This is a genomic window from Mesorhizobium sp. M7A.F.Ca.CA.001.08.2.1, from assembly GCF_003998455.1.
GTDB lineage: Bacteria > Pseudomonadota > Alphaproteobacteria > Rhizobiales > Rhizobiaceae > Mesorhizobium > Mesorhizobium ciceri.
Genome location: NZ_RZPW01000595.1, coordinates 1 through 4,034, shown reverse-complemented (window position 1 = coordinate 4,034; position 4,034 = coordinate 1). Strand labels below are relative to the sequence as shown.

Below are 4,034 nucleotides of genomic sequence, written 5' to 3'. Positions count from 1 at the left end.
TTCGCCGCCTCGTCGAGTTCGACTGGTACATCTGAAATCGCGTTCACCAGGATGACGAGTGCAAGCGGCGCGTTGACGATGGTCAGGATGAGCCCGAGCCCGATCCGCGTATCGAGCAGGCCCAGCCACTGGTACATCATGTAAAGCGGGATCGCGAAGATGATCAGCGGCACGGCGCGAAGATTGATGACGATCGGCAGGACCAAGCGCTTTCCCGCCTCGCTGCGCGCGATCGCATAGGCAGCCGGGAACGCGAGCACGATTGCAAGGCCGGTTCCGATCAGCGCCGCCACGGTGCTGTTCAGCAGATAGGCATAGATGTTGAAGCGGCTGGTCTGCGTCAGGACCTCCAGATAGTTGTCGAGCGTCGGCTGGCTGATCCACAAACCGGGGTTCGTCGAAAGCTCGCGCTGGCTTTTGAGCGATGTGATCAGCGTCACGATAATGGGGAAATTCATCGCCAGCACGGCGATGGCAAAAACGATCCAGCGCAGTGCCCCGGCCATCGTCAACGCTTCCTGCGGCCGGCAAGCCGGTTAAGGCAGTGGAGAACGATGAACGACGCCATGAACAGGACAACCGAGGCGGCGACCGCCTTGCCAATAGCCCCTTCCTTGAAGAAGGCTTGGTAGATGTAGATCGACAAGGACGTCGTTGAACCTCCTGCACCACTGCCGGTCAATGCATAGACATTGTCGAACACCCGGAAACCGTCGATGAAACGGATGAAAAACGCGATGACCAGCGTCGGCTTCATCAATGGCAGGTCGATCCACCGGACGATCTCAAACGGTGATGCGCCATCGAGCGAGGAGGCTTCGCGCACGTCGAGCGGTATGGCCGAATAGGCCATGTAGAAGAGCAGGAAGGCGAAAGGCGTCCATTGCAGCGTCTCCACGACGACAAGGGTGCGGAAGGCATTGTTGATGTCGAGGAAGGCCGGGCTGTCACCGAACCATTGGAAGAGATAGTAGGGGACGGGTCCCGCGAATTCATGCAGCACCAGCCGGTACATGAGACCGACCATGGCCGGCGCGACCATCAGCGGCAGCATCAACGGCGCCATCAGGACTGGTCGCTTGCTCAGAAGCGGTGCCAGGAAGATGGCAAGGAAAAGACCGATCAGACATTCCGCTGATGCGGTAAGAATACCGAATCGCAGAGAGAACCAGGCCGAGCTCCAGAATTCGCGGTCGTTCAACACCGCGACATAGTTGCTGAAACCGCTCAACACCGGACTGCGCAGCGTCTCGAATGTGACGGTCGAAATGGAATAGATCAGATTGACGATCGCCGGAAAGCCGAGGAACAGCAGCAGGAAGCCGACCAGCGGCGTCAGATACATCCTGCCTTCGGCACGTGTCACAAGGGCCATCTCGATCCGCCAAACGCGCCGGACACCGAGCTCGACCCGGCGTCCGGCAAATGGTTCATTTCTTGAGAAGGTCCTGCATGCCCGCCTTGGTGTGGGCGAGCGCATCCTCGAGGCTCTGCTGGCCGGACCAGTAGCCGGTAAACTCCTTTGCCTGCAGCTCATAGACCGGGAGCGCACTCGCGGACGTCGCTCCGGTCATGACATAGCCGTACTTGCTGGCGAATTCGCCGAGCTTGACGAGATCGGGACGTTCCTTCGCAACCTTGGCGACGACATCGGGAGACAATGCCGGCGAACCGCCGCTGCGCGCATAGAGCAAGGCCGCATCCTCGGTGGCGAGCCACTTCAGGAACTTGACGGCGCCTTCCTTGTTCTTGGCGTTCTTGTTGAGGCCCAAACCAAGGCCGTGGATATGATCGGCGCGTCCGTCGGGACCTGCCGGCGGCGCGACGATCCCGGTCACCTCGGCGACCGCCGGAGATTTTTCGGTGCTGGTCAGATCCGCCGCCGCGGCATTCCACTGCAGTGCCGTCGCGGCCTGACCGGATGCGAAGGCCGCGTTGGTTTCCGCATATTCGTAGCTCAGCGAATCCTTGGGCGATGACCCGGCATCATAGAGTTTCTTGTAGAGCTCGAGGCCGGTCTTGTAGGCATCGGAATCCACCGTGACATTGCCGTTCTTGTCCATCCAGTCGCCGCCGTAGGAGCGCGGCAGGGACTGGAAGACCATCATGTTGAACAGCAGGTTCTTCATCTGCAGGACCGTGCCGTAGCGCACCGGGCTGTCGGGGTTCACCTGCTTGGTGAAATAGAGGGCGGTGGCCGCCCAGTCGTCCCAGGTCCAGCTGTCCGGGTCCTTCGGCTGCAGCGGCTTGCCGAGATATTTCTGGGCGATTTCACCATAGGTCTTCTTGGCGGCGTCATCCCTGCTCAAGGCGTCGACGAGATCCTTGCGGTAGTACATGAAGTGCAGCGAAAGGTCGGTCGGCACGCCGTATTGCTTGCCGTCGAACTGCATCGTCTTGAGAACGGATTCGCCGAAAACCTTGGCCGCATCCGCGCCAAGATCGACCGGCTCCATATAGGGCGCGTAGCGACCGAGCGAGTAGGTGGCGACGAGATTCACGTCGAAGGCGTTGGATCCGGCCGCCATGTCGGCCTGCAGCTTGTCGTAAAAGCCTTCGCGGTTGAAGAACAGCAGCTCCACCTTGTCGGCATCGCTTGCCTGCTTGTTGTAGGTTTCCACGGTTGCCCGCAGTGCGGTTTCCTCGGACCCGCCAGGCCAGCCGAGAACGGTCACGGTTGCGTTGGCAAAGGTCGGCAAAGCTGTCCCCGCGAGGAGGGTGGCCATAAGCGCAAAAGACGTCCTGCTCAATTTCATGATCGTTCCCTTCTTTTTTGATGATTTTTGCATGGCATGACCGGCGGCGCCGCTACCTTGCCCATTCGGCAAGATCGGCAACACCGATGACGCCGGCGTGGCCCGCGAGCTTCGCCGCAACGAGATTGGAGGAAAGGCGCGGTGGAACCTCGCCCAGATGCGCGCGCACCCGGTCGAGATAGCCATCGGCAAGACCGATGCTGCCGCCGATGACGATCGATTTCGGATCGAACATCATCTGAATGTCCCGGCACAGCGTCGCGACCCGCGAGGCGCTCCGCGAGACGATGGCGTCGGCCCAGGCCTCGCCCTTCAGCGCACGCCCGAACACATCGGCGGCATCGGCCTTGAAGCCGGCCTTGAGGGCCTGCGAAGCGATCCAGCGGCCGGAGGTGCTGTCTTCGAGTGGGGCCTGGTCTGCAGACAAACCACGGATCAGACCGAAGTGACCGGCAAGACCGGACAGCAATCGGCCGTTGCAAACGATGCCGCCGCCAATTCCGGTCGAGATGGTCAGAAAGACGATGTCGCGACCTTGCCCGGCGCCGAATTTGTATTCGCCCCAGGCGGCTGCCTGGGCATCGTTGAACGCACAGACGGGCTTGCCGAAAACAGCGGATGCCCTTTCGACCAGCGGGTAGCCGTCGGGAATGCCAAGCGTCGCCGGATTCAACGCCGACCAGCGTCCATCGTGCACCAGCCCCGTCACCGCAATACCGATACGACTGAAGCGGCTTGACCAGGCTGACGTGCTTTGCGCAAGGGATGCCAGCCAGGCGTCGGGTCCAGCCTCTCGCGCCGTCGGCACGATCATGTCCTCGATCACCTTGCCGCCGCTGACCAGCGCGGCCATGGTCTTGGTTCCGCCGATGTCGATGCCCAGCACGGTTGGGCCAAGCACGGTTTGCGTGCCTCTTGCCGCATAGGCCTCGGAAATCGCCTGGTGGAACCACGAGGTGACGTGCTCGGTACGGGTGATCGCCGATCCGACAACCACGGCACAGGCGCCGGCGCGCGCGGCGGCGGCCGCCTGCTCCGGCGACCGGATACGCCCTTCGGCGATGACGTAGGGGGTCAGGGTTCGCATTTGAGCGATGAGGGCAATGTCCGGATCCTCCGGCTCCGGCCCGCCGACATAGCCGGAAAGCGTCGTGCCGACGAAATCGACACCCGCGGCAAGGGCCCGGCGCGCATCGTCAAGGCAAGAGCAATCGGCCATGGTCAGCTTGTTCCTGGACTTGACGGCTTTCACAAGCGCTTCGACAGGAACAAGCTGAC

At 61.7% G+C, this 4,034-nt stretch carries 4 protein-coding genes; all 4 read right to left on the bottom strand.

The window, feature by feature from the left end; genetic code table 11:
* Nucleotides 1-506, bottom strand: a 506-nt coding sequence (locus tag EN914_RS27065; protein ID WP_164778939.1) for a carbohydrate ABC transporter permease, incomplete at its 3' end; no start/stop codon positions are given.
* A 2-nt stretch (nucleotides 507-508) separates the two neighbouring features.
* A complete protein-coding gene (locus EN914_RS27060; protein WP_024503977.1) occupies nucleotides 509-1,375 on the bottom strand; it encodes a carbohydrate ABC transporter permease in 867 nt (288 codons plus the stop codon).
* A 55-nt stretch (nucleotides 1,376-1,430) separates the two neighbouring features.
* Entirely contained in the window at nucleotides 1,431-2,726 is a 1,296-nt protein-coding gene (locus tag EN914_RS27055) for a sugar ABC transporter substrate-binding protein (protein ID WP_244514326.1), read from the bottom strand.
* Between the two features lie 82 nt (nucleotides 2,727-2,808).
* A partial coding sequence (locus EN914_RS27050) for an ROK family protein (RefSeq protein WP_127389367.1) occupies nucleotides 2,809-4,034 on the bottom strand: 1,226 nt, incomplete at its 5' end.

What these genes read in the sequence shown, in the direction of transcription:
- EN914_RS27060 (WP_024503977.1), bottom strand. Translation starts at nt 1,375, where the DNA reads ATGGCCCTTGTGACACGTGCCGAAGGCAGGATGTATCTGACGCCGCTG.
- EN914_RS27055 (WP_244514326.1), bottom strand. Translation starts at nt 2,726, where the DNA reads ATGGCCACCCTCCTCGCGGGGACAGCTTTGCCGACCTTTGCCAACGCA.